Genomic DNA, 2,732 nt, shown 5'->3' on the forward strand with positions numbered 1-2,732 from the left:
GACATGGAGATGATCCGGCGTCATCGGTTCATCCGCCTTCCAAGCCAGCAGCACCACCGCGTCATCAAGACCGTTGAGCGCGCCTTCGTAGCGGTAGACACGATAGCGCTCGTTCCCCACCGTGACGAGGCGGGTGTCGTTGGGCTCGATATAATGGGCAAACTCCTTCGCTTGGATGGCGATGCCTTTCGGGTAGAGAATCCGGTTCGTCTTGAGCATGGCGATGACATGGAATCCTTGTTTCAGGCAGGCTTCGATGAGCGCTTGGGACGGATACCATGAATCCATGAGCACATACACCGGCTGAGCCCACTTCCCCTTGAGCGAGGAAAGCATCTCGATCGCTAGGTCGATTTTGCTTCTTCCCGCCGCCTTATCATAGAGACGAAACGCGAACGGAAACGCTTGTGTGAAGGTATGCACCATCAGCCAAACGAGCGAATGCCCCCAGACCCATTGATGATCGCTGTGAGAGAAATGCCAGTCACACCCTTGAATGGCGTGCATTGCCCGTGACGAAGGCTTCGTTTTTTGGCAAATGGTATCATCAATCGAAACAAAAAGGGGTTGATTCTCCTGTTTGGCGATTCGCTTGATGCGATGAAGGATCCATTGCTGGAGTTTGCGAAGCAACGTCTCTTCATCCCAAGGGCTTTTCGTGAAAAAATGGCTGAGCGTGGTTCGATGATTGGGATGAAAACTCCAGTGATGGACATCGGTCAATGTTCCCGAAAATCCCTTGGTAGTCAAGGCATCCACAAGATGAACGAGATGCTTGATGACCGGCTTCGAGAAATAAAGCGCCAATCCCAGCGTCATGAAAAACTTGTGGATTCCTTGATGATGTGCTAATCTATTCATGAGACATGAACCTCCTTGTGGGTAGTTTGAGCACATCTATTTTACTCAAGGAGCTGGGTTCATGTCTCCTTTTTTGTTTAGCTGTCAATTTATGTTAGCAAATTTGCTCATCTACAGAAAGAAAGTAATTTAGTAGATCATGTAAAAGTATCGAAGGGTAATGATGTGAGTATAGTGAGTGGACAAACAATGGGAGGTAAAAATAGCATAAAAATTGCAATACCAAATTCAGATTATTCATTGAATTCTAGTAATAAACCTTCAATGAATGAGAAACCTAAGAAAATTGATAAAGTGGCTCAGTTACCTAGCAGATTAAATAAAACAGCAAGTAAGGTAAAACATATTTATGATGCCTATGGTTATAAGGTTAGAGCTGATGAGTCCGAAACGGATTTTGCAGCTTTTAAAGGTGGAATGATGCAGCAGTTTTATAAAAATAAGGAAACTGGAAAATTCACTTATATAGTATTTAGAGGTTCTACTGATGCAGAATATAGAATGGCTGTAAAAGCTATGATAATTTTAGGAGCAAAAATTAGTGAAAATGATCTTTATAATGGTATAAAAAAATCTTTAACTAGTGGAGGAGAAGAGATACATGTAGGTAATGTTACTATTTTTAGTGATGGTAGGGGCACTGAAATTACTTGGTAAAGGGGTGAGAACATGAAATGGAAGAAATCGTTGATAAATATATTAATGGTAATGGGTTTATTCTTGTTAGGTGGAAAAGTAGCTGATGCTTATCCAGGACCTGATGGCCCGCCTGAAGGTGCTCCTAGGAGTACGAAAGCATTAATGAATCAATTGTTGGAACAACATCCTGGTTGGCTAGACTTTAATGGGAAGTTTGTGACTGTAGGAATAAGGAACAATAAATATTATTCTTGGTCGGTAAGTCAGTTTAGTAAGTTAGGTATTATTTATTATGGAGATGCTTCTATTGTGAATAAAGCTACATATTCTGATTCTGCTTATCCTTGGAAAAAATCAGTAGATGGACGTAATCATTTGAGGTATTTTGGTATTTCAACAGATGGTAGTTCTGCTGTTCCTGATTTTTTATATCCTGATGATTATGCGACAACAGGCGACCTTTTGGGTAGAGATTATTTAGAGGAACCTTGGACAACCAGAAGTGAAATAAGAAATATTAATAAACCTGGTCTATATTATTTTAATAATCCGGATACTATACAAGTTTTGTACATGTTAAAAGGAGAAGATATTTCTCTTAATGAAGCTCTTCAAGAAATATATACTTGGCTAGATGGAGTAGTAGATAAATATAAGTCAGATCACGCTTTTTGGAGAAAGTTTAGTTCTAATTTTGACAGAACGGATACACGGGATGAATTTAAGTTAATGACTCCAGAAAGAAAAAGGCAAATTCTTTATATAGCGACGCCTCCAACTACGTATACGTATGGGGTAGCTGTAGAGTGGCATAAATGGTTTTTATCGTACCTATGAGGGGTTGAAACAATTTGAATCCGGCTCCTATAACGCAACTACCAATATCGGTTTTTATCGTACCTATGAGGGATTGAAACATCAAAAAGTAGTGTCTTTTTGTTCTCTATGTAATAGTTTTTATCGTACCTATGACGAATTTCTCACTGTGAGCAGGATGTTGCCTTGGGGACGGCGAATAGAAAAAGAGAGACCGTCAAGTTGAGGTGATTGAATGGCGATTGACCATGATCGGTTGTTCAAAGAGCTGATCCGCACGTTTTTCGAAGAGTTTCTGCTCCTCTTTTTCCCCGATATGCACGAGCATATCGATTTCCACCATCTGTCCTTTTTATCCGAAGAGCTGTTTACCGATGTGACGGCCGGTGAAAAGTACCGCGTTGATTTGCTGGTCG

3 protein-coding genes and 1 pseudogene are annotated in these 2,732 nt (G+C 40.9%); 3 read left to right on the top strand and 1 reads right to left on the bottom strand.

Features of this window, described 5'->3' with window-relative positions:
* Positions 1-861, bottom strand: an 861-nt coding sequence (locus B4113_RS13920) for a transposase (RefSeq protein ID WP_235598013.1), incomplete at its 3' end; no start/stop codon positions are given.
* Between the two features lie 174 nt (positions 862-1,035).
* Between B4113_RS13920 and B4113_RS13925 the strand changes: the two genes are divergently transcribed.
* From B4113_RS13925 to B4113_RS20680, 3 genes and pseudogenes are all read left to right on the top strand, one after another.
* Entirely contained in the window at positions 1,036-1,518 is a 483-nt protein-coding gene (locus B4113_RS13925; protein WP_153017162.1) for a hypothetical protein, read from the top strand.
* 12 nt (positions 1,519-1,530) lie between these two features.
* Positions 1,531-2,337, top strand: coding sequence for a hypothetical protein (locus B4113_RS13930; RefSeq protein ID WP_061912586.1), 807 nt, complete (start codon positions 1,531-1,533; stop codon positions 2,335-2,337).
* Positions 2,338-2,551: 214 nt separating this feature from the next.
* Positions 2,552-2,732 (top strand): annotated as a pseudogene (locus B4113_RS20680) (DUF4351 domain-containing protein); the annotation flags it as partial.

This window comes from Geobacillus sp. B4113_201601 (assembly GCF_001587475.1).
Taxonomy (GTDB): Bacteria; Bacillota; Bacilli; order Bacillales; family Anoxybacillaceae; genus Geobacillus; species Geobacillus icigianus.

Excerpts from the sequence above, each read along its gene's own strand:
- B4113_RS13930 (WP_061912586.1), top strand. The coding sequence starts at position 1,531 with ATGAAATGGAAGAAATCGTTGATAAATATATTAATGGTAATGGGTTTA.